22 protein-coding genes are annotated in these 21641 nt (G+C 75.4%); 6 read left to right on the top strand and 16 right to left on the bottom strand.

Going from position 1 to position 21641, the window contains the following annotated elements; translation table 11 throughout:
* Positions 1 to 70: 70 nt before the first annotated feature.
* From VFG42_RS26275 to VFG42_RS26265, 3 genes are all read left to right on the top strand, one after another.
* Complete coding sequence (locus VFG42_RS26275; protein WP_324911820.1) at positions 71 to 748, top strand: GAP family protein; 678 nt, start codon at positions 71 to 73, stop codon at positions 746 to 748.
* An 84-nt stretch (positions 749 to 832) separates the two neighbouring features.
* Positions 833 to 1096: a hypothetical protein gene (locus VFG42_RS26270; protein WP_324911818.1), complete on the top strand. Its 264-nt coding sequence runs from the start codon at positions 833 to 835 to the stop codon at positions 1094 to 1096.
* Between the two features lie 121 nt (positions 1097 to 1217).
* Positions 1218 to 2456 (top strand): MFS transporter, encoded by a 1239-nt coding sequence (locus VFG42_RS26265; protein WP_324911817.1) that lies wholly within the window; start codon positions 1218 to 1220, stop codon positions 2454 to 2456.
* Here VFG42_RS26265 and VFG42_RS26260 read toward each other — a convergent pair.
* Positions 2435 to 3337 carry an SDR family oxidoreductase gene (locus VFG42_RS26260; RefSeq protein WP_324911816.1) on the bottom strand — a complete coding sequence of 301 codons (903 nt, stop codon included), beginning with the start codon at positions 3335 to 3337 and terminating at the stop codon, positions 2435 to 2437. The two genes, VFG42_RS26265 and VFG42_RS26260, sit on opposite strands and share 22 nt — an antisense overlap.
* Before the next feature lie 93 nt (positions 3338 to 3430).
* On the opposite strand from VFG42_RS26260, the gene VFG42_RS26255 reads away from it, so the two are divergent.
* Positions 3431 to 3997 (top strand): TetR/AcrR family transcriptional regulator, encoded by a 567-nt coding sequence (locus VFG42_RS26255; RefSeq protein ID WP_324911815.1) that lies wholly within the window; start codon positions 3431 to 3433, stop codon positions 3995 to 3997.
* Positions 3998 to 4002: 5 nt separating this feature from the next.
* On the top strand, positions 4003 to 5508 hold the full coding sequence (locus VFG42_RS26250) for a protein adenylyltransferase SelO (RefSeq protein ID WP_324911814.1): 1506 nt from the start codon (positions 4003 to 4005) through the stop codon (positions 5506 to 5508).
* A gap of 24 nt (positions 5509 to 5532) precedes the next feature.
* Here VFG42_RS26250 and VFG42_RS26245 read toward each other — a convergent pair whose 3' ends face one another.
* From VFG42_RS26245 to VFG42_RS26230, 4 genes are all read right to left on the bottom strand, one after another.
* A complete protein-coding gene (locus VFG42_RS26245; RefSeq protein WP_324911813.1) occupies positions 5533 to 6267 on the bottom strand; it encodes a L,D-transpeptidase in 735 nt (244 codons plus the stop codon).
* Between the two features lie 59 nt (positions 6268 to 6326).
* Positions 6327 to 7490, bottom strand: coding sequence for an alpha-hydroxy-acid oxidizing protein (locus VFG42_RS26240; protein WP_324911812.1), 1164 nt, complete (start codon positions 7488 to 7490; stop codon positions 6327 to 6329).
* A 42-nt stretch (positions 7491 to 7532) separates the two neighbouring features.
* The gene (gene katG, locus VFG42_RS26235; RefSeq protein ID WP_349260465.1) at positions 7533 to 9710 is read right to left on the bottom strand and encodes a catalase/peroxidase HPI; all 2178 of its coding nucleotides are present in this window, start codon (positions 9708 to 9710) and stop codon (positions 7533 to 7535) included.
* 69 nt (positions 9711 to 9779) lie between these two features.
* On the bottom strand, positions 9780 to 10193 hold the full coding sequence (locus tag VFG42_RS26230) for a Fur family transcriptional regulator (protein WP_324911810.1): 414 nt from the start codon (positions 10191 to 10193) through the stop codon (positions 9780 to 9782).
* Between the two features lie 118 nt (positions 10194 to 10311).
* Between VFG42_RS26230 and VFG42_RS26225 the strand changes: the two genes are divergently transcribed.
* Positions 10312 to 11352, top strand: coding sequence for a hypothetical protein (locus VFG42_RS26225; RefSeq protein WP_324911809.1), 1041 nt, complete (start codon positions 10312 to 10314; stop codon positions 11350 to 11352).
* 67 nt (positions 11353 to 11419) lie between these two features.
* On the opposite strand, the gene VFG42_RS26220 is transcribed toward VFG42_RS26225, so the two are convergent.
* The 11 genes from VFG42_RS26220 to VFG42_RS26170 are packed head-to-tail and all read right to left on the bottom strand — an operon-like array spanning position 11420 to position 21569.
* Positions 11420 to 13210, bottom strand: coding sequence for a kelch repeat-containing protein (locus VFG42_RS26220; protein ID WP_324911808.1), 1791 nt, complete (start codon positions 13208 to 13210; stop codon positions 11420 to 11422).
* 51 nt (positions 13211 to 13261) lie between these two features.
* Positions 13262 to 15631, bottom strand: a complete 2370-nt coding sequence (locus VFG42_RS26215) for an excinuclease ABC subunit UvrA (RefSeq protein WP_324911807.1) — start codon at positions 15629 to 15631, stop codon at positions 13262 to 13264.
* Positions 15632 to 15634: 3 nt separating this feature from the next.
* Entirely contained in the window at positions 15635 to 16048 is a 414-nt protein-coding gene (locus tag VFG42_RS26210; protein WP_349260463.1) for a VOC family protein, read from the bottom strand.
* A gap of 5 nt (positions 16049 to 16053) precedes the next feature.
* Complete coding sequence (locus VFG42_RS26205) at positions 16054 to 16509, bottom strand: helix-turn-helix transcriptional regulator (RefSeq protein WP_324911805.1); 456 nt, start codon at positions 16507 to 16509, stop codon at positions 16054 to 16056.
* A gap of 17 nt (positions 16510 to 16526) precedes the next feature.
* The gene (locus tag VFG42_RS26200) at positions 16527 to 17198 is read right to left on the bottom strand and encodes a class I SAM-dependent methyltransferase (protein WP_324911804.1); all 672 of its coding nucleotides are present in this window, start codon (positions 17196 to 17198) and stop codon (positions 16527 to 16529) included.
* A 27-nt stretch (positions 17199 to 17225) separates the two neighbouring features.
* Positions 17226 to 17960, bottom strand: a complete 735-nt coding sequence (locus VFG42_RS26195) for a helix-turn-helix domain-containing protein (protein ID WP_324911803.1) — start codon at positions 17958 to 17960, stop codon at positions 17226 to 17228.
* A gap of 26 nt (positions 17961 to 17986) precedes the next feature.
* On the bottom strand, positions 17987 to 18412 hold the full coding sequence (locus VFG42_RS26190; protein WP_324911802.1) for a DUF6314 family protein: 426 nt from the start codon (positions 18410 to 18412) through the stop codon (positions 17987 to 17989).
* Positions 18413 to 18429: 17 nt separating this feature from the next.
* Complete coding sequence (locus tag VFG42_RS26185; protein ID WP_324911801.1) at positions 18430 to 19191, bottom strand: hypothetical protein; 762 nt, start codon at positions 19189 to 19191, stop codon at positions 18430 to 18432.
* 7 nt (positions 19192 to 19198) lie between these two features.
* On the bottom strand, positions 19199 to 19600 hold the full coding sequence (locus VFG42_RS26180; protein ID WP_324911800.1) for a hypothetical protein: 402 nt from the start codon (positions 19598 to 19600) through the stop codon (positions 19199 to 19201).
* Positions 19600 to 20547, bottom strand: coding sequence for a hypothetical protein (locus tag VFG42_RS26175; protein WP_324911799.1), 948 nt, complete (start codon positions 20545 to 20547; stop codon positions 19600 to 19602). Before VFG42_RS26175 ends, VFG42_RS26180 begins: the two co-directional genes overlap by 1 nt.
* Positions 20544 to 21569 carry a hypothetical protein gene (locus VFG42_RS26170; protein ID WP_324911798.1) on the bottom strand — a complete coding sequence of 342 codons (1026 nt, stop codon included), beginning with the start codon at positions 21567 to 21569 and terminating at the stop codon, positions 20544 to 20546. The genes VFG42_RS26175 and VFG42_RS26170 overlap by 4 nt, the downstream gene beginning before the upstream one ends.
* Positions 21570 to 21641: the final 72 nt, after the last annotated feature.

Raw genomic sequence — 21641 nt, 5'->3', positions numbered from 1 at the left:
CGCCGCGGCGGCGGCGCGTCACCCCGCGCGGGCGATCCGCCGTCACCCGCGCGGCGCCTACGGTCCGCCCATGGGTGAGGCGATCGGTCAGTCGTTGCCGCTGGCGATCGGCGTGGCGATCAGCCCGATGCCGATCGTGGCGGTCGTGCTGATGCTGGTCACGCCGCGGGCGCGGACCAACGGCCCGGCGTTCCTGATCGGCTGGCTGGCCGGCGTCGGGATCCTGGGCGCGATCCTGCTGGTCGTCGCCGACCCGGCCGGGGCCAGCCACCACGGCGCGCCCGCGACGTGGGTCAGCTGGGTCGAGCTCGGGCTCGGCCTGCTGCTGCTCGCCGTCGCCGTGCGCCAGTGGCAGCACCGTCCGCACGCCGGCGACGACGTCGCCGCGCCGAAGTGGATGTCCGCGCTGGACACGTTCACGCCGGCGCGCTCGTTGGCGGTCGCCGCGGCGCTGGCCGCCGTCAACCCCAAGAACCTGCTGTTGATCGTCGCCGGCGCGGCGGCGGTCGCGCAGACCGGCGCGTCGTCCGGCGACCAGGTCGTCGCGTGGGTCGTCTTCACGATCGTCGCGTCGATCGGGGTCGGCGCGCCGGTGGCGATCTTCTTCTCGATGGGCGACCGCGCCGCCCACGTCCTGGACGAGCTGAAGACGTGGATGGCCACCAACAACGTCGCGATCATGGCCGTGGTCTGCCTGGTGATCGCCGCCAAGCTCGTCGGCGACGGGATCGCCGGGCTGTCCACCTGAGCGCCACGGTCACGCCACCGCAACATCATCGCCTTGCGGCTCCGGGATCCTGGCGCCCGTGCGGCAGGCCCTCGTGCTGTCCGGATGCGCCCTGCTGCTCGCCGGCGCGGTGGCGGCGACTGGCTCGGCTCCGGCGACCCGCTGCGCGGCGGCGCGCTGGCGCGGGCCGGCGACCGGCTCGTCGCGGGCCTGGCCGCGGCCGCGCCGGCGTGGATCGCGATCGACCTGATGCTCTTGGTCCTCGGCTACCCGCTGCCGGCGCGCTTCCTGATCCCGGCGTCCGCCGCGGCGGCGGCGCCGATCGGCGTCGGCGTGACCACGCTGGGGGCTCGGCGCGCTCCTCGGTGACGTCGATCCGGGCGGCGTCCTGGCCGGGATCGTGGTCGTCCTGGTCTACCGCCGCCTGCGGCGCGGGGCCGACGCGGGCTAAGCGCGCCACCGTCTCGGCCACCCGCTAGCGTCGCCCGCCGTGTCGGTCTCCGCCCCACCCCGCGACGCCACCGCGCTGGGGCGGTCCTTCACGTGGCTGTGGGCGGCCTACGCGGTCAGCACGTTCGGCACCTGGGTCGCCTTCGACGCGTTCCCGATCCTCGCGATCACCCAGCTGCACGTCGGCCCGGCGGCGGTGTCGGCGCTGGCCGTGGCGGGGATGGCGGTCGCCGCGCTGATCGCCGTGCCGCTCGGCCCGTGGGTCGAGCGACGGCCCAAGCGCCCGGTGATGATGGCGATGGACCTCGTCCGGCTCGTGGCGCTGCTGACCGTGCCGGTCGCCTACGCGCTGGGCGGGCTGACGTTCGCGCAGTTGGTGGTGGTGTCGGTGGTCGTCGGCGCGGCGGACATCGCGTTCCGCTCGGCGTCCGGCGCGTTCCTGAAGGCCTTGGTCGCACGCGAGGGCCTGCTGGCGGCCAACGGGCGCTTCGAGTCGACGACGTGGACGGCGACCGCGCTCGGCCCGCCGCTGGGCGGCGCGGCGATCGGCGTGCTGGGCGCGGCGACGACCGTGGTCGCCAACGCGGTGAGCTTCGGGGCGTCGGCGCTGGCGCTGCGGGCGATCGGGCCGGGCGGCGAGGACGAGGCCGCAGGCCCGGCGCCGCCCGCGCGCCTGCGCCGCGGCGACCTGCTCGTCGGCTGGCGGACGATCCGCGCCGACGCCGACCTGCGCACCCTGTTCGTCAACAACGCGCTGGTCAGCGCGCTGATCCTGGCGCCGGGCCCGGCGCTGGCGGTCCTCATGCTCGGCGAGCTGGACTTCGCGCCGTGGCAGTACGCCCTGGCCTTCGGCGCCCCGTGCGTCGGCGGGCTGGCGGGCGCGCGGCTGTCGCGCCGGGCCGTCGCTCGGCTCGGGACGCGCCGCGTCCTGCTCGTCTTCGGCACGCTGCGCGCGTGCTGGCCGATCGGGCTGGCGCTCGTGACGGCCGGCGCGGGCGGGCTGGCGCTGGTCATCGCGCTGCAGCTCGGCCTGGTCACGTGCATGGGCGTCTTCAACCCCGTGCTGGCCACCGAGCGCCTCCAGCGCACGCCCGACGACCGCGTGGCGCGGGTGCTCGCGGCCTGGAACCTGTCGAGCAACGCGACCCGCGCGGCGACGACCGCGCTGTGGGGCGTCCTGGCGGCGCTGACGTCCGCCCGCGCCGCCGTGGCGGTCGCGGGCGGGCTGCTGCTGCTGACGCCGCTGCTGCTCGGGCGCTACCGCTCCGTGTCGAAGTAGAACCCGGCGCGCAGGTCCTCCAACAACCCGGGGTGCGTCGGCTCCCAGCCCAGCAGCGCGCGGGTCTTGGCCGACGACGCGCGGTTGTCGAGGCTCACGAGCCGCCCGAGGAAGCGGAAGTGCTCGGGCTCACGCGACTCGACGGGCACGTCGAGCTGCTCGCCGATCGCCGCCGCGATGTCGCGGAACGGGATGCCCTCCTCGTCGTTGGCGTGCAGGCGCTGCCCGGCGGGCGCGGACTCCAGCGCGAGCCGGAACAGGCGCGCGGAGTCGAGCGTGTGGCCGGCGGGCCAGTGGTTCGCGCCGTCGCCGACGTAGCCGGAGGCGCCGGTCTCGCGCGCGATCTGGATCAGCGTCGGGACGAAGCCGTGCCGGTCGGCCTCGCTGTGGACGGTCGGCGCGAGCCGGACGACCGAGGAGCGCACGCCGCGGTCGGCCAGCGCGATGACCGCGTTCTCGTTGGCGACGCGCCCGCCGCCGTCGCCGTGGTCGTCCTCGGTGCCGGCCCGCCCGGTGATGCCGAGCATCGCCAGCATCAACGTGCCCGTGGTGCCGACCAGCGGCTTGCCGCTGTCGGCGAGCGCGTCGCCGATCGCGTCGATGGCGGCGCGGTCGACGGCCACCGACCGGTCCATGTCGCCCGCCGCCATCAGGTCGTGGCGGTAGGCGAGGTGGATGACGCCGTCGGACTCGGCGGCGGCCGCGCGCAGGACGTCGAGGTCGTCGAGGTCGCCGCGCACGACCTCCGCGCCGGCCGCCTCGAGCTGGGCGGCGGAGGCGTCGGAGCGAGCGAGGCCGAGGACCGTGTGGCCGTGGCCCAGCAGCTCGGGGACGACGGCGGAGCCGATGTGACCGGACGCGCCGGTGACGAAGACCTTCATGGGGAGAACCTCCGGGAGGAGTGATGACACTTGGTGCCGTCACGGTAGCACCCGCGATGACACCTGGTGACATCGCTTAACATGTCCGGCCCGATGGCCCGCTGGCAACCCGACGCACGCAACCGCCTCGCCGCCGCCGCGCTCGACCTCTACGAGGAGCGCGGCTTCGAGGGCACGACCGTGGCCGAGATCGCGGAGCGGGCCGGGCTGACCAAGCGCACGTTCTTCCGCCACTTCGCCGACAAGCGCGAGGTGCTGTTCTCGGGCACCGACGAGCTGGAGCGGCTGATCGTCGACGGGATCGCCGCCGCGCCGGCCACCGAGGCGCCGCTGGACGCGGTCGTCGCCGGGCTGGCCGCCACGGCGGAGGTGTTCGACGCCGAACGCCTCCCCTACGCGCGGCGGCGGGCGGCGATCGTCGACGCCAACCCGGACCTGCGGGAGCGCGAGCTGATCAAGATGGAGCGGCTGTCGACGTCGATCGCCGCCGCGCTGGGCGAGCGCGGCGTCGCCGAGCCCGCGGCCTCGCTGGCCGCGCGCGCTGGCGTGACGATCTTCCACGTGGCCTTCGGGCAGTGGGTCGGCGGCGAGGAGCAGCGGGACTTCGGCGCGCTGATCGAGCGGACGGCGCGGGAGCTGCGGGCGGTCGCTCTAGCCTGAAGGGCATGAGCGTTGCCGCCGCGCCGCAGCTCCTGGACTTCCAGCACACCTACGCCGACGCCTTGGAGGGGCTCTACGTCCCCTGGCAGGGCGCGGTCGCGCCCGAGCCGCGGTTGTTGGTGCTCAACGACGCGCTGGCGCGCGAGCTGGGCGCCGACCCCGAGGCGCTGCGGGCGCCGGAGGGCGTCGCCGCGCTGGCGGGCTCGGTCGCCCCGGCCGGGTCGCGGCCGATCGCGATGGCCTACTCCGGCCACCAGTTCGGCTCGCTGTCGCCGCGCCTGGGCGACGGGCGCGCGCTGCTGCTCGGCGAGGTGCTGGATGTCGAAGGGCGCCGCCGCGACCTGCACCTGAAGGGCTCGGGGCGCACGCCGTTCGCGCGCGGCGGGGACGGCAAGGCGGTCGTCGGGCCGATGCTGCGCGAGCACGTGGTCGGCGAGGCGATGCACGCGCTCGGGATCCCGACGACGCGCGCGCTGGCGGTCGTCGCCACCGGCGAGCGCGTCCGGCGCGAGACCTCGCTGCCCGGCGCGGTCCTCGCGCGCATCGCCGCGAGCCACCTGCGCGTCGGGACGTTCCAGTACGCCTCGCTGACGGGGAACGTCGAGCTGGTCCGGCGGCTGGCCGACTACGCGATCGCCCGCCACCACCCGGACGCGGCCGCCGCGGACAACCCGTACCTGTCGCTCCTGGCGTCGGTCGTCGACGTCCAGGCCGCGCTGATCGCCCGCTGGATGTCGGTGGCCTTCGTCCACGGCGTGATGAACAGCGACAACATGACGATCTCGGGCGAGACCATCGACTACGGCCCGTGCGCGTTCATGGAGGCCTTCGACCCGGCGGCGACGTTCAGCTCGATCGACCACGGCGGCCGCTACGCCTACGGGATGCAGCCGGCGCTGGCGCAGTGGAACCTCGCGCGGCTGGCCGAGACGCTGCTGCCGCTGGTCGCCGACGACCAGGAGTCGGCCGTCGCCGCCGTCACTCCGGTCCTCGAGTCGTGGTGGACGCGCTACGACGCGGCGTTCTTGGACCGCCTGCGCGCCAAGCTCGGGCTCGGGGGCGACGATGGCGGCGACGACGAGCTGGACGCGACGCTCGTCGCCGACCTGCTCGGCCTGCTGCGCGCCGACCGCGTCGACTTCACCACGTTCTTCCGCGCCGCCGCCGCGACCCTGCGCGGCGACCGCGCGCGCGACGCGCGCGGCCTGCTCCTCAGCCTCCCGGCCTGGGACGCGTGGGAGGCGCGCTGGCGCGAGCGGCTCGGCGAGGCGGGCCGCTCCGACGCGGGCGCCGCGGCCACCGCCGACGCGATGGACGCGATCAACCCGGTGTACATCCCGCGCAACCACGCCGTCGAGGACGCGCTGACCGCCGCGACCGTCGGCGACCTCGCGCCGCTGACGCGCCTGGTCGACGCCGTCACGCACCCGTTCGTCGAGCGCGCCGACCTCGCCGACCTCGCCGCGCCCGGCCCCGAGGACGACATCTACGTCACCTACTGCGGCACGTAGCGGCGGCCGGCCGGCGATGGCCGGTCAGCCGATCGCCACCGGCGTGCCGGGCAGGTTCGCCCGCCCGACGCGCCGGACGATCGCGCCGATCGCGCGGTTGTCGAAGCGGACGCAGCCGTGGCTGGCCGCGGTGCCGAGCGGGTCGCTCAGCGACGCGCCGCCACGGCCGTGCAGCGCGACCTGGCCGTCGCCGCCCTCGAACGTCGTCAGCACCTCGCTGTGGGCGCTGAGCGCGAGGATCCACGCGCCGGCGAAGCTCGACGCGGGCGTGCGGTAGCCCGCCTGGATCGCGAACAGCCCGCGCGGCGTCGGGGTCGACGGCTTGCCGACGACGACCCGCCAGCGCCCGACCGCGCGGCCGTCTCGCAGCAGCGTGGCGCGGCGCTCGGCGCGCGCGACCTCGATCCGCCAGCGGGTGCGCCGGACGACCACGCGTTCCGCGGCGACCCAGCCGTGCGCGGTGTTGGGACGGCGATCCAGGCGCACGCGCAGCAGGCAGCCGTGCGCGGTCGGATGGGCGCGCAGGACCAGGCGCCACGAGCCGTAGAGGGTCGCCGGCGCCCGGTCGACGGGCTCGGCGAGGCGGGTGCGCACCGGCGTCCCGCCCGGCACCCAGACGCGCAGCGCGGAGGCCCGCGACGGCGCGGCGTGCCGCGGGCAGGCGGCGGGCGCGCCCGCGCTCGCGCTGCCCGCCGCGCCGCCGGGCAGCGCCCACGGCAACCCCATCATCAACGTCCCGGCGACGACCGCTCGACGCATCGCGGCGCCCAGGGTGGCGCGCGCGAGGATGACCGCACGTCACCCCCGGCGGGGGATCGTCAGCGCGCCGACAGCGCCTCGGGCGTGAGGTCGGCGATCGACGCGTAGCCGTCGACGGCCATCAGCAGGTCGGCCTCGGCCAGCAGCGAGCGCAGGACGTGGACGATCCCGTCCTCCCCACCGACGGCCAACCCGTAGGCGTACGGACGGCCGACGCCGACGGCCCGCGCGCCCAAGGCCAAGGCCTTGACGACGTGCTCGCCGCCGCGCACGCCGGAGTCGAAGACGACCGGGACGTCGCCGGCCGCCGCGACGACCGCGGGGAGCAGGTCGATCGCCGCCGCGCCGCCGTTGGCCTGGCGGCCGCCGTGGTTGGAGCAGTAGATGCCGTCCACGCCGCCGTCGACCGCGCGGCGCACGTCCTCGGGGTGGCCGATGCCCTTCAACAGCAGCGGCAGGTCGGTGAGCGAGCGCAGCCACGCGAGGTCGTCCCAGCTCAGCGCCGGGTCGGAGAACCCGAGCGCCCAGGCCAGCGCGGCCGCGCGCGGGTCCTCCTCGGGCGTCTTGTCCAACTTGGCCCGGAAGACCTCGTCGCTGAAGTAGTTGGCCAAGCACTTGCCCTGCAGCTGCGGGAACGACGCGAGCGCGAGGTCGCGCGGGCGCCAGCCGAGGATCTGCGTGTCGAGCGTGACGACGATGCCCTGGAAGCCCGCGGCCTCCGCGCGCCGGACGAAGCTCGCGGCCAGCTCGCGGTCGGCCGGCGTGTAGAGCTGGAACCAGCCGGGCGTGTCGCCGAGCGCGGCGGCGACGTCCTCCAGCGGGTCGGCCGAGAGCGTCGAGGCGATCATCGGCACGCCGGTCCGCGCGGCGGCGCGCGCGGTCGCCAGGTCGCCGTGGCCGTCCTGCGCGCACAGGCCGATCACGCCGACCGGCGCGAGCATCAGCGGCGAGGCCAACGACAACCCCAGCAGCTCGACCGACAGGTCCCGCTCGGCGGCGCCGGCGAGCATGCGCGGGATCAACCCATAGCGGTCGAACGCCGCCACGTTGAGGTCCTGCGTGTGCTCGTCGCCGGCGCCGCCCGCGACGTAGGAGAACACCTCCTGGCTGAGGCTCGCCTCGGCGCGCCGGGCCAGCTCCGCGTAGGTCATCGGCAGCGACGGCCGCACGCCGGCCAGGCCCTGGAGGTAGATCTCCAGCTGGAAGTCCCCGTAGTTCGGCATGGCGGGGATCCTCGCCGATCCCCGCCATGCGCGTCGCGATCGCTACGCCTTCAGGTCGAAGCGATCCAGGTCCATGACCTTGGCCCAGGCGGCCACGAAGTCGGCCACGAACTTGTCGGCGGCGTCGTCGCCGGCGTACACCTCGGCCAGCGCGCGCAGCTCGGAGTTCGAGCCGAAGACGAGGTCGGCGCGGGTGCCGGTCCACGTGACCTGGCCGTCGAGGCGGGCCTCGTAGGTGCCGTCGCCCGCCGGCTTCCAGTCGGTGCCGAGGTCGAGCAGGTTGACGAAGAAGTCGTTCGTCAGCACGCCCGGGCGCTCGGTCAGGACGCCGTGCGTCGAGCCGCCGGCGTTGGCGCCCAGCACGCGCAGGCCGCCGACCAGGACGGTCATCTCCGGCGCGCTCAGCGTCAGCAGGTTGGCCCGGTCCAGCAGCAGGTACTCGGCCGGCAGGCGGTGGCCCGGCTTGGCGTAGTTGCGGAAGCCGTCGGCCGCGGGCTCGAGCCACTCGAAGGACTCGGCGTCGGTCTGCTCGTCGGTCGCGTCGACGCGGCCGGGCGAGAACGGCACGACGACCTCCTGGCCCGCGTCGCGCGCGGCCTGCTCGATCGCGGCGTTGCCGCCGAGCACGATCAGGTCCGCCAGCGAGACCGGCTTGTCATAGGCCTGCTGGATCTCCTCCAACGTGGCCAGGACCGTCGCCAGCTCGGCCGGGTCGTTGGCCTCCCAGTCCTTCTGCGGGGCGAGGCGGACGCGCGCGCCGTTGGCGCCGCCGCGCTTGTCGCCGCCGCGGAACGTGGACGCCGAGGCCCACGCCGCCTTGACCAGCTGGGACACCGTCAGGCCCGAGGCCAGGATCTTGGCCTTCAGCGCCACGACGTCCTCCGCGCCGATCGTCTCGGCGGGCGCCGCGGGCAGCGGGTCCTGCCAGATCAGCACCTCCTCGGGGACCTCGGGGCCGAGGTAGCGCTCACGCGGCCCCATGTCGCGGTGCGTCAGCTTGAACCAGGCGCGGGCGAACGCGTCGGCCAGCTCGTCCGGGTTCTCCAGGAAGCGGCGCGAGATCTTCTCGTAGGCCGGGTCCACGCGCAGCGAGAGGTCGGTCGTCAGCATCGTCGGGCGACGTGCGGGCGAGTCGGCCGCGGGGCCCGGGACGACGGCCTCGCTGTCCTTGGCGACCCACTGCTTGGCGCCGGCCGGCGACTCCTCGAGCTCCCACTCGTACTTGAACAGGTTCTCGAAGAAGTTGTTGGACCACTTCGTCGGCGTGGTGGTCCAGGTGACCTCCAGGCCGGACGTGATCGCGTCCTCACCCCGGCCCGACTTGTAGGAGTTGCTCCAGCCCAGGCCCTGCTCCTCCAGCGAGGCGCCCTCGGGCTCGGGGCCGACGTGGTCGTCAGGGTCGGCGGCGCCGTGCGTCTTGCCGAACGAGTGGCCGCCCGCGATCAGCGCGACCGTCTCCTCGTCGTTCATCGCCATGCGGCCGAACGTCTCGCGGATGTCGTGCGCGGCGGCCACCGGGTCCGGGTGGCCGTTGGGGCCCTCCGGGTTGACGTAGATCAGGCCCATCTGGACGGCGCCCAGCGGCGTGTCGAGCTTGCGCTCGCCGGTGTAGCGCTCGTCGCCCAGCCACGTGGTCTCCGGGCCCCAGTAGACGTCGCCGTCCGGCTCCCAGACGTCCTCGCGGCCGCCGGCGAAGCCGAACGTCTCGAAGCCCATCGACTCCAGCGCGACGTTGCCCGACAGGACCAGCAGGTCGGCCCAGGACAGCGACTGGCCGTACTTCTTCTTGACCGGCCACAGCAGGCGGCGAGCCTTGTCGAGGTTGGCGTTGTCGGGCCAGGAGTTCAGCGGCGCGAAGCGCTGCTGGCCGGCGCCCGCGCCGCCGCGGCCGTCGGTGATGCGATAGGTGCCGGCGCTGTGCCAGGCCATGCGGATGATCAGCGGGCCGTAGTGGCCGAAGTCGGCGGGCCACCAGTCCTGCGAGGTCGTCAGGACCTCCTCGATGTCGGCCTTGACCGCGGCCAGGTCGAGCGAGTTGAAGGCCTCGGCGTAGTCGAAGTCCTCGCCCAGCGGGTTGGCGACCGCGGGGTTCTTGGCGAGGATCTTCAGGTTGAGGCTGTTGGGCCACCACTCGCGGTTGGCGTCGCCGGCCGTCGGATGAGGCGCGACGCCGTGGGCGAACGGGCAGCCGTCGTTGGCCTCGGGCGAGTCGACGTTCATCTCGCCGACGACGGCGTCAGGGTGCTGGTGATGCTCGGACAAGGGGAACCTCTTGTGCGTGGGTGGTGATCAGGAGGGGTGCGCGGCCGTCGTCGCCGCGCAGTCGGGGCAGAGGCCGCGGTACACGACCTCGGCCTCTTCGATGACGTAGCCGTGGTCGTCGGCGGCCTCGAGGCAGGGCGCGGCGCCGACGGCGCAGTCCACGTCCTCGATCGCGCCGCACACGCGACAGACCAGGTGATGGTGGTTGTCGCCGACCCGCGACTCGTAGCGCGCGAGCGAGCCCGGCGGCTGGATCCGCCGTACCAGGCCCGCCTCGTCGAGCGCCCGCAGGACGTCGTAGACGGCCTGGTGGGAGACGTCGCCGAGGTCGGCGCGCACGTGGTCGATGATCGTGCCGGTGTCGGCGTGCGGGTGGTCGGCGACCACGCCCAGGACCGCGACGCGCGGACGCGTGACGCGCAGGGACGCCCCGCGCAGCATGCGCTCGAGTTCTGGACTGGCCGGCACCGCGGGGCAGTCTGACAGGAAATCTTGAATGAGTCCAGAACAGCCTCCGCCGGCACCGCGCCCCGCGCGCCGACCATCTAGGTTGGCGTGCATGCTCGCTCCCCTCGACGGACGGCTGTCGTGCGCCTACGGCGAGAACGCCGCGCAGGCCCCGGCCGCCCTCCTGGTCACCGACCTCGACGACCCGCTCGCGCTCGGGAGCTTCACGCAGGTCGAGGGCGCGGCGTTGAGCTACAACAACCTCGCCGAGCTGGACCGCCAGCTGCAGACGATCACGCACATGGCGGCGGCCTACGACCGGCCGGGCGCGGCGGCGGGCGCGGGCGCGGCACCGGCGCTCGCGCTGGGCACCAAGCACGGCAACGCCTGCGGCGCGGCCGCCGCGGCGACGCCCGCCGACGCGATCCGGCGCATGCTGGAGGGCGACCTGCGCGCGATCTTCGGCGGCTGCGTGATGTTGGGGTTCTCGGTCGGCGCCGAGGAGGCCGAGCTGCTGCTGAGCCACGCCGTCGAGGGCGGCCGGCGCCTGCTGGACCTCGTCACCGCCGCGTCGTTCAGCGACGAGGCCGTCGAGCTGCTCGCGCGCAAGCACGGCAAGTGCCGCCTGCTGGCCAACCCGGCGCTGGGCGCGCTGGACCGCTCCTCGCTGGACGCCGCGCCGCGCACGCGCCCGGTCCGCGGCGGCGTGCTGGAGCAGCCCAACTACACGTTCGTGCTCGACCTCGACGCGCCCGAGGTCGAGGCCACCGCCCCGCTGAGCGACGCCCAGCGCCACGACCTGCTGCTGGCCTGGGCGGTCGGCGCCACGAGCAACTCCAACACCATCACCTTGGTTCGCGACGGCGCGCTGATCGGCAACGGCGTCGGCCAGCAGGACCGCGTCAGCTGCTGCGCGCTGGCGATCACCCGCGCGACCGACGCCGGCCACGCGATCGCGGGCGCGGTCGCCTACAGCGACAGCTTCTTCCCGTTCCCCGACGCGCCCCAGACGCTGATCGACGCCGGGATCGCGGCGGTCTTCAGCACCAGCGGCTCGGTGCGCGACGACCTCGTGCGCCAGGCATTCCGCGACGCCGGCGTGCCGCTCGCGCAGCTGCCCGACCGCGCGGCGCGCGGGTTCTACGCGCACTGACGCGGGGGTCGAGGCGTAGGCGATCTCGCCGGCGGGCCCGGGGTCCGACGGGCCGCGTGGTCCTCCGCTACCCGCGCGAGGCGCAGGTCGTGTACCGGCGCGCGATCCTGATCGTGTGCCCCTGCTTGGTCTTGATCGTCACGCGCAGGGTGTAGGTGCCGGCGCTCCGGCCGCGCAGGTCGACGGTGATCGTGCGCCGGCGCGGCGAGAGGTGCCCGATGACCTTGCCGTTGAGCTTGGCGGTGCCGGAGCGGATCGCGCGCGTGAGGCTCTTCGACACGGTGAGCTTGCGCCGGGAGGAGCAGGCCTGCGGCGTGGGCTTCGCGGTCGCGGCGGGCGGCGCGGGCGCGGCGGGCGGGGTCGGCTGCGCGGGCGTGGGCGCTGGCGGCGCGGGCGCGGGCTGCTCCGGCATCGGCGCGGGCGGGTCGGGATCCGGGTCGGGCTCCGGCGCGACCGTCGCGCGCAGCGCCGGCGCGGTGGCGCCGTCGGCGTTGTCGTCGATCGCCAGCCGCGCGGCGCGGGGCCCGGCGGCACCGCTCGCGGTGAAGCGCACGCGCACGACGCACGACGCGCCCACCGCGACCGTCTGCCCGTCGCAGCCGTCGGCGACGATCGCGAAGGCGCCCGCGTCGGCCCCGGCCAACGCGACGCCGTCCACCCACAGCGGAAGCGTGCCGCTGTTGGTGACGGTCAGGTCGCGCTCGGACGTGGCGCCGACGCGCAGCGCGCCGAAGTCGGCGTCGGCGACGGTCCGCTCGGTCGGCGGCGTCCACAGCTCGGCGGTCGCCGTGCGCACGCCACCGACGACGCCGCCCGCGATCAGCACATGGCCGTCGGGCAGCGCGGTCAGCGTCGGCAGGTAGCGCTGCGCGGCCGTGCTCCCGGCAGCGCGGAGCGTCCCGCCCGCCGGGTCGAACACCGCGGCGTCCGTCCCGCCGCCCGCGTTGACGACCAGCCCGCGCCCGTCGGGCAGCGCGGCGCCCATGGAGACGTCGCTGTCGGCGGCCGTGGTGCCCGCCGGCGACCAGGTGCCGCCGGCCGGGTCGTAGCGCTCGACCGATCGCACGAAGCCGGCGTGGCTGATGCCGCCGGCCGCCAGCACGGTGCCGTCGCCCAGCGCGACGGACGCCATCTGGGCGCGCGCGGTGGCCAGCGACCCGGTCGGCGACCAGCTGTTGGACGCGGGGTCGTAGAGCTCCGCGCCGGCGACGAAGTGGGTCGACGAGTCGCTGTAGTCGCCGCCGGCCACGAGCACCCGGCCGTCGGCCAGAAGCTCCTCGACGTGGTTCTCGCGCGCCGTGGCCATGGTGCCCGCCGACGACCACGTGCCGGTGGCCGGGTCGTACAGCTCGGCCGTGTCGACCGGCGCCCTCAGCCCGGCGTCGCCGCCGGCGACCAGCACCTTCCCGTTGGGCAGCAGCGTCGCGCCGTGCCCGGTGCGCACGTCGGCCATCGCGCCGGTCGCCGTCCAGGTGTCGGCGCTCGGGTCGTACAGCTCAGCGCCGCGGCTGGGGCCGCCCGCGGTGTAGCCGCCGGCGAGCAGCACGCGGCCGTCGGCCAAGCGGGTCAGCGACGCGTAGTGGCGGCCGGCCAGCGGCGGCGCGGCCACGGCCCACGTGCCGGTCGCCGGGTCGTAGATCTCGGCGTCCGCGACCTCGCCGGGGCCGCTGGACCCGCCGGCGACGAGCACGCGGCCGTCCGCGAGCAGCGCGGCCTGGGCGGCGCTGCGCCCGAGCGCCATCGCGCCGGTCGGCGCCCATCCCGAGGACGCGGCCGACGCCGCGGGCGCGAGCACGAGCACGAGCGCGCACGCGATCGCCGCGCACAGCTTCTTGATGAACAACGTGGTCTCCCTCACCGCTTGCCGCTGGACGCGGCAGACGGTATCGGAGCGTCCCGCGTGCGTCGATCAGCCGGCCACGGCCGCGTAGTCCGCGAGGTGCTCGCCGGTCAGCGTCGAGCGCGCCGCGGCCAGGTCCGCCGGCGTGCCCTCGAAGACCACGCGGCCGCCGTCGTGGCCGGCGCCCGGGCCGAGGTCGACGATCCAGTCGGCGTGGGCCATGACCGCGAGGTCGTGCTCGATGACGATCACCGACTTGCCGGACTCCACGAGCCGGTCCAGCAGGCCGAGCAGCTGCTCGACGTCGGCCAGGTGCAGGCCCGTCGTCGGCTCGTCGAGGATCAACACGTCGCTCTTCTCCGCCATCTGCGCGGCGAGCTTGAGGCGCTGGCGCTCGCCGCCCGACAGCGTCGTCAGCGGCTGGCCGAGCGCGAGGTAGCCGAGGCCGATGTCGGCCAGGCGCTGGAGGATCCTGTGCGCGGCGGGGGTCTTGGCCTCGCCGTCGGCGAAGAAGCCCACCGCCTCGGCGACCGGCATCGCCAGCACCTCGCTGATGTCGCGGCCGCCGAGCCGGTACTCCAGCACGGCCGCGTCGAAGCGCTTGCCCTCGCACTCCTCGCACGGGGTCGCGACGCCGGCCATCATCGCCAGGTCGGTGTAGATCACGCCGGCGCCGTTGCAGGCCGGGCACGCGCCCTCGGAGTTCGCGCTGAACAGCGCGGGCTTGACGCCGTTGGCCTTCGCGAAGGCCTTGCGGATCGGGTCCAGCACCCCCGTGTAGGTCGCCGGGTTGCTGCGGCGCGAGCCGCGGATCGGCGTCTGGTCGATGGCCACCACGCCGTCGCGGTCGGCCAGCGACCCGTGGATCAGCGAGGACTTGCCCGAGCCGGCCACGCCGGTGACGACCACCAGCACGCCGAGCGGGACGTCGACGTCGACGCCCTGCAGGTTGTGGGTGTCGGCGCCGCGGATCTCCAGGACGCCGGCGCGCTCGCGCACCTGGTCCTTCAGCGCGGCGCGGTCGTCGAGGTGGCGCCCGGTGACCGTCCCGGCGGCGCGCAGGCCGTCGACCGACCCCTCGAAGCAGACCGTGCCGCCCGACCGGCCCGCGCCGGGGCCGAGGTCGACGACGTGGTCGGCGATCGCCATCACCTGCGGCTCGTGCTCGACGACCAGCACCGTGTTGCCCTTGTCGCGCAGCGCCAGCAGCAGGTCGTTCATCCGCTGGACGTCGTGCGGGTGCAGGCCGGTCGTCGGCTCGTCGAAGACGTAGGTGACGTCGGTCAGCGAGGACCCGAGGTGGCGGACCATCTTCACGCGCTGGGCCTCGCCGCCCGACAGCGTCCCGGACGCCCGGTCCAGCGACAGGTAGCCGAGCCCGATCTCGACGAACGAGTCGAGCGTCTGGCCCAACGCCTCCAACAACGGCGCGACCTCCGGCGCCTCCAGGCCGCCGACCCAGTCGGCGACCGCGCGGATCTCCATCGCCGAGACGTCGGCGATGCTGACCCCGTCGATCTTCGACGAGCGCGCGGCCTCGCTGAGGCGCGTGCCATCGCAGTCCGGGCAGGTCGTGAACACCACCGCGCGCTCCACGAACGCGCGGATGTGCGGCTGCAGCGCGTCGACGTCCTTGGACAGCATCGACTTCTGGATCTTCGGGATCAGCCCCTCGTAGGTGAGGTTGATGCCGTCGACCTTGATCTTGGTCGGCTCGCGGTAGAGCAGGTCGTTGCGCTCGCGCTTGTTGTACTTCTTGATCGGCTTGTCGGGGTCGAAGTAGCCGGCGCCGCGGAAGATGCGGCCGTACCACCCGTCCATGCTGAAGCCGGGGATCGTCAGCGCGCCGTCGTTGAGCGACTTGTCCTCGTCGTAGAGCGCGGTGAGGTCGAAGTCGCTGACCGCCCCGCGCCCCTCGCAGCGGGGGCACATGCCGCCGACCCGGCTGAAGCTCGCGCTCTTGGTGATCGTCTTGTCGCCGCGCTGCACCGTGATCCCGCCGCTGCCGTGGGCCGACGCCACGTTGAACGAGTACGCGCCCGGCGAGCCGATGTGCGGACGGGCGAGCCGGCTGAAGAGGATCCGCAGCATCGTGTCGGCGTCGGTGACCGTGCCGACCGTCGAGCGAGGGTTGGCCCCCAGCCGCTGCTGGTCGACGAGGATCGCGGTCGTCAGGCCGTCGAGCACGTCGACCTCGGGCCGCGCCAGCGTCGGCATGAAGCCCTGGACGAAGGCGCTGTAGGTCTCGTTGATCAACCGCTGCGACTCGGCGGCGATCGTGCCGAAGACCAGCGAGCTCTTGCCGGAGCCCGACACGCCGGTGAACACGGTCAGCCGGCGCTTGGGGATCTCGACGCTGATGTCCTTCAGGTTGTTGGCGCGGGCCCCGACGACGCGGATGACGTCGTGCTGGTCCGCGGCGGCGGGAGCGGCGGCCACGGATCAGGCGAGCTGCTGGATCCGCACCATGTTGCCCGCGGGGTCGCGGAAGGCGCAGTCGCGGACGCCGTAGGGCTGGTCGGTCGGCTCCTGGACGACCTCGCCCGCGTCGCCCGCCTGGACGCGCTCGAAGACCTGGTCGAGGTCGTGCGTGGCGAGGTTGACCTGGCCGAAGGTGCCCTTGGCCATCATCTCGGCGACCGTCCGGCGCTCCTCGTCGGTGAGGCCCGGGTTGCCCGCGGGCGGGAAGAGGACGATCGACGTGTTGGGCTGGCCGGGCGGCCCGACGGTGATCCAGCGGATCTGGTCCTGGCCGACGTCGCCGCGGACCTCGAAGCCGAGGGTGTCGCGGTAGAACGCCAGCGCGGCGTCCGGATCGTCATGCGGAAGCATGCTCGAGTGAATGCTGATGTCCATGTCGGTCACGCTAGCTCCGGCGCGGTGGTCCGCGCTTCTCGATTCCTGACCGGCCTGGTCACCTGCTTCTCCAGGCAGGCGGGGATCGCGCCGGCGGCGGCGTCCGCGTTCCGCTTGCGGTAGGCGCTGGGCGACACGCCGACCAGCTCGGTGAAGCGGCTGCTGAACGTGCCCAGCGACGCGCACCCGACCGCGAAGCAGACCTCGGTGACGTTGAGGTCGCCGCGGCGCAGCAGCGCCATCGCGCGCTCGATGCGCCGGGTCATCAAGTAGGAGTACGGCGTCTCGCCGTAGGCGGCGCGGAACGAGCGGCTGAAGTGCCCGGACGACATGTGCGCGTCGCGAGCCAGCGCGTCCACGTCCAGCGGCTGGTCGTACTCGCGGTCGATCCGGTCGCGCACCCGGCGCAGGAGCGCGAGGTCGCGCAGCCGCTGCTCGTCGGCGGGCGTGGGGCTGGACACGTCCCCGATCGTACGCGTCAGGCCGCGCGCGCCTCCAGCAGCTCCAGCGTTCCGGCCGCCGTGCGGACGCGGCGGACCGTCGCGGGCGCGGTGAAGCCGGTCTGGGCGACGAGGTCGGCGACGATGCCGTCGGCGTGCCCGGCGGTCGTGGGGCCGTCGACCAACCGGATGATCCGGAAGGCCAGCGCCATCGCGGGGTCCTGCGGCGGGCCGAAGTCGGCGACGAGCAGCAGGCCGCCGGGGCGCAGGACGCGGCGGGCCTCGGCCAGCGCCGCGCGCTTGGCGTCGGTCGGCAGGTGGTGGAGGACCAGCGCGGTGACGACGGCGTCCTGCGTGGCGTCGGGCAGCGGCAGCGCCTCGGCGCGGCCGGGGCGCCAGGCGATGTCCGCCGCCTTCGCGGACGCCGCGGACGCCGGAGCGGGCGCGCGCCGCCGCGCGATCGCCAGCGCGCGCTCGTCGGGGTCGACGGCGGTGAGCGTGACGGTGCCGGGCAGCGCGGCGCGCAGCAGGTGGGTCAGCGATCCGGTGCCCGCGCCGAGCTCGACGACCGCGCCGTGCGGTGGCGTGACGGCCGCGACACGGGCGGCGAGGTCCGGCCGCCAGCGGCGCTCGCGCATCGTCAGCCGCGCGGCGGTGTCGTAGGCGGCCAGCGGGAGGAAGCGACCGGCGGCGGGGAGGAAGTCGGGCATGCGGCCGCACGCTACGGCCGGGCCGGCTCAGGGGCTTGAACGCAGCAGCCGCATGCGCCGCAGCGCCGACGGCGGCAGCCCGAAGCTGCGCTGGAACGTGCGGCTCAGGTGCGCGGAGTCGCTGAAGCCGGCCGCGGCGGCCGCCCAGGTGAGCGTCGCGCCCTCCGCGACCTCCTCGACGACCCGACGCAGGCGGCGCCACGCCACGTAGCGCTTGAACGGCAGCCCGACCGCGGGCGTGAAGACGTGGGTCAGGCGCGAGGGCGACAGGTGCGCGGCGGCGGCCGCGCCCGCGAGCGTCGGGCGGGCGTCCAGCGCGGCGTCGACGTAGGCCAGCGCCGCGGCCACGGGCGGCGAGAGCGGCGCCGGCACCGGCAGCGCGCCCATCGCCTCGGCGGCGAAGCGGTCGACGTCGGCGGCGTCGGCGGGCGGGCGCGGCGGGGGTGCGGGCGGCGCGGTCGGCGTCGGCGGCGGCGCGGCGGCGGCGTCACGGGCGCGCTGGTCCAGCGCGCGCCCCGCCGCGCTGACGTGGTCGACGAAGACCACCGCGAGCTGCCGCGCGCGCGAGTCGAGCGTGTGGCGGACGCCGCTGGGGACGATCACGCGCGGGCCGCGCAGCGTCCGGTCCGGGAGCTCGACGGTCAGGGGCGCGTCCCACGCGACGGCGAGCTGGACGGCGGGATGCGCGTGCGGCGCCGCCGGCCCGGCCGGCCCGAGGTAGACCACCATGAAGTCGCCGAGGAAGAGCGTGCCGTCCCACATCCGGCGCGGACGCTACCCGGCTCAGATCAGGCCCGGCGGCGATACAGCGACTCGATGACGTCCCGCTTGCGCGGGCCGTCGACGTGCCAGACCACGCGCAGCGCGTCGTCGGACTCGACGGCGTAGGTGCCGCGGTAGAGGTCCTCGCCGCAGGGGTGGGTCGCGTCGCAGTGGCCGGAGGTCAGCTGGAGCGTGTGGAACGGGCGGTCGTCGACGAAGCGGACGTCGAGGCCGCCCGCCCCGTCGCGGACGAGGAAGAGCGTGCGCGAGGCCGGGCCGGAGTAGGCGTCCAGCACGAGGTGGCCGGTCTCGGCCCAGCGCATGCGCGACGCGTCCTCGCGCGTGAAGCGCGCGGTCCCGGTGAACGCGTGCTCGCGGCCGTTGATCGCGCGGTCGACCGACCATTCGCCCTCCAGCCAGGCGAGGAGGTCGGTCGGGGCGAGCGCGCTCATCGGGCCCCAAGGCTATGTCACCTCACGCGCAGCCTCCGGCTGGAGCGCAGCACCCGCTTGCCGTCCTGCACGAGCGAGACCGTCACCGTGTAGGTCCCGGACGGCAGGCCCTTGACGGAGCCCAGGCCGAGGTCGACCGTCGAGCCCGGCAGGACCGCGGTCGCGCGCACGGTCCCGGTGCGGCTGCCCAGGGCGCCCTTGATGCGCACGTCGCCGGTGATCGGCGCGACCGTGTTGCCGGCGTTCCTGACCGGCACGACGATCGACCGGCCGCTCACGCGCGGCGCCGACGCGCGCAGGGCGAGGCGACGCCGCGACCGCGGCGGGTTCAGGCGCAGGGTGCTGACCAGGCGGTAGGCGGCCGTGATGCCGTTCTTCTTGGCCGCTGCGGTCGGGAGCCCGATCGTCTCGATCGCGCCGTACAGCGAGCCCGACGACGGCAGGCTCTTGACCTTCAGCGTCACCACGCGCCGGCCGCCGGCGGCCAGCGTGAACGAGCGGGCGTCCACGCCCACGCGCGCGAGCAGCGTCTTGTGGCGGTTGGGCGCCACCGCCCCGCCGCGCGACTGCGTCCACGGGCGCGGCGTGACGGTGATCTTCAGCGGACGGCTCGTGCTGTTGACGAGCTGGACGGACGTCGCGTCGCCGCGAACGGCGGTGCGCTCGATGACGGCCGGGGTGACCGACAGGCCGCCGGCGGCGTCGGCGGCGACCGAGGACGCGTTCGACAGCACCGCGGACGCGACGGCGGCGAGGGCGACGCGGGACAGCTGGCTCATGGACATCTCAGGGGGTCGTGGCGGAGAGGGTGATCAGGACGGTCGACGCCGCGCGCGAGGCGGACCTCAGGCGCAGCGTCGTCGCCCGGCCGGCGAGCACGTCGTCCCAGGCGACGAGCGTCAGGCCGAACGCCGGGTCGAGCGGCGCGTACGGGCCGGACACCGTCGCGCTGAGCCCGGAGCGGCCGTCGGAGGGCGCGACGCTCAGCCGCGAGTCCGGCTCGGTGGTGGTCACGACCGCGCGCACGGTCGCGCCGGTCTGCCGGAGGTCGAGCGACAGCGTGCTCGCGACCGAGCCGCCGATCCGCGTGCCGCCGCCCTGCTCGTCGGCCCGCGCCGGGGACGTCGCGAGGGACAGGCCCGGCGCGCCGGCCAGCAGCGCGGCGAGCGTCATGAGGGAGCGTCGCATCAGCGCGCCTTCTTCTTGGTGGTCTTGGCGGTCTTGGTGGTCTTGGCCGCGACCGCGATCCGCAGGCGCACGCGCGTGGTGGTGCCGTCGACCGACGTGTAGCGGAACTCGAGCACGCGCGCGCTCGGGGCGGCCAGGATGACCGTGGCGCCGCCGTCGGACCGGGTCGCGACGCCGTTCTTGGCGACCGTGCGCCCGCCGAGCTGGGCGCGCACCCCGATCACGACGCCGGACGGCGCGTGGACGCGGCGGCCGGCGACCGCGCAGGTCAGCGTGCCGCCGTAGCGGTAGCGCCCGCCGCGGCGCAGCACCGGGACGCCCTTGGCGACCCGCAGCGGCTTGTCCTTCAGGAACATCGACAGCCGCGGCGCCAGGCACACGGGTCGGGTGCCGGAGCCGGTGGCGCCGCCGCTCCCGGCACCGCCGACCGCGCCGGCGCCGCCGGCGCCCGTGCCGCCGGCGCCCTGCCCGTCCGGGGCGCCCGGCGTCGAAGCGTCGCCGCTGCCGAGCGTCAGCACCGCCGTGCTGTGCTGCTCGGGCGGCGTGTTGTTGAAGACCAACGCCTGGTCGACCAGCACCGCGCGGTCGCCCGCCGCGTCGGTCACGCTGACCTCGAGCCGGTGGACGCCGTCGCCGAACCGCGCGGTCGGGACCGCCAGCGGGACGTCGTCCACCGACGACGGGCAGCCCGCGCCGTCGGCGCACCCGGCGTCGCCGAGCGCGACCGCGTCGACCACCGCGCCGTCCACGCGCGCCTCGGCGCGCGCCAGGCCGACGCCGTCGTCGACCGCTCGCACGCTCAGCGTCAGCGTGCCGGACGCCGGGCTGGAGATGCCGCCCACCGCGCCGCGCGGCGCGGCGTCCGCGGTCGCGGTCGCGAGCGCGCCGCCGAGCGCGAGCCCGGCCAGGACGCCCGTCGCCCCGCGCGCGATCGACCTGGTGGTCATGCGACCGCCCCGTCCACCCGCGGCGGCGCGGCGGCGCCCGCCTGCCGCCGCCGGCGGCGCAGCCCGGAGCGCAGCGCCACGGCGCCGAGGCCGAGGACGACGACCACGACGAGCAGCAGCGTCCACGGCACCGCCCACGCGTGCCCGGCCGCCTTGGTGGCGGGCAGCGGCGCGATCGAGCCGGCCGCGTCCGCGAGCAGCGGCGTGAGCGTGACGGTCGCCCTCAGCCGCAGCGCCGGCGCCACGTCGCGCAGCGACGCCGACGCCTTCCACGTGCTCCCGGGCAGCAGCGGCGGCGAGTCGGCGACCCGTCCCGCGTGCCGGGACCAGGTCCCGAACGGGCCCGACGCCGACACGGCCTGGCGGGCGGTGAGAATCGCGTTGCCGGTGTTGCGGATGGTGTAGGACACGGTCGCCTCGCCCCGGCCGAGCGGGCTCGCGGTGCCCCCGTAGCGCACGTGCACGTCGCCGACCGCGAGCCTGGGCTTCAGCGGCCCGGACACCCGCAGGCGGATCCGCACGCCGCGCCGCGCGGCGCCGCTCCCGGCGGCCGTGCCGACCGGCGTGGCGACGATCCCGCCGACGTGGTCGCCCGCCGCGGCGCCCCGGGGCGGCGACACCGTGAACGGCACCGCCACCGACGCGCCCGGCGCGACGCTGACGACGGCGCGCGCCGGCCGCACCCAGGCGGCGATCCCCGCGGCCCCCGCGCCGCGGTCGACGAGCGCGATCCGGCCCGCGGGCGTGAGCACGCCCGCGGCCGGGCGCACCGCGAGGCGCAGCGTCGCGTCGCCCTGGTTGGCGATCACGAGCGCGTCGCGCACGCTGCCGCCGGGGCTCAGGGTGTAGCCGAAGTCCTTGCGATCGGCACCGAAGCGGTTGGCGGCGGTCTCGACCGTCCAGCGGGCGCCGTCGCCCGCCGCGGCCGCGACCGCGGGCCGGGCGATCGCGCCGAGCAGCCAGAGGGCGCCCAGCGCCGGCAGGGCCGCGCGGAGTCGTGTCGGATGCAACGTGATGATCATCGATCGGTCCTTCGAAGCGTGGTGAAACAGGTGGGTGGTGGGCGCCGCGCGGCGCCCACCCCCCGGGGCCGG

It is taken from the genome of Baekduia sp., assembly GCF_035685985.1.
GTDB lineage: Bacteria > Actinomycetota > Thermoleophilia > Solirubrobacterales > Solirubrobacteraceae > Baekduia.
The sequence above is the reverse complement of the archived record's forward strand: the minus strand, read 5'-3'. Positions and strand labels throughout refer to the sequence as shown.